Origin of the sequence: Bordetella sp. 15P40C-2 (assembly GCF_009763235.1) — a bacterium.
Taxonomy (GTDB): Bacteria; Pseudomonadota; Gammaproteobacteria; order Burkholderiales; family Burkholderiaceae_B; genus Bordetella_A.
In genome coordinates this window covers 1-306 of the sequence record NZ_WSJA01000039.1, presented here as the reverse complement: position 1 = coordinate 306, position 306 = coordinate 1, and the positions used below count along the sequence as shown (strand labels likewise).

General features: G+C 49.0%; 1 rRNA gene. It reads right to left on the bottom strand.

Annotated features, from left to right (window positions below):
* Positions 1-95, bottom strand: a 5S ribosomal RNA gene (gene rrf / locus GOQ25_RS19805); the annotation flags it as partial.
* Positions 96-306: the final 211 nt, after the last annotated feature.

The window sequence follows — 306 nt, the reverse complement described above, 5'->3', positions numbered from 1 at the left end:
TTCACAAACGAATGTTCACTATCATCGGCGCTAAGGCGTTTCACTGTCCTGTTCGGGATGGGAAGGAGTGGGACCACCTTGCTATGGTCGTCAGGCGTAACTGGCTGGGTGGATAGTGGTTTAGGACTACCTACCCCAATTTGGAAGAAGCACATCGAGTTGATGCGAGCGGCTCAGGTGAGTGAGGCTTCGCAACAACGATGGGTCATGTTTGACGAATTTATATAAACGGCACTTGTCGCTACGCTCATATCAGGTCATTAAAACCTACAGAGTTATAGGATCAAGCCGCACGGGCAATTAGTA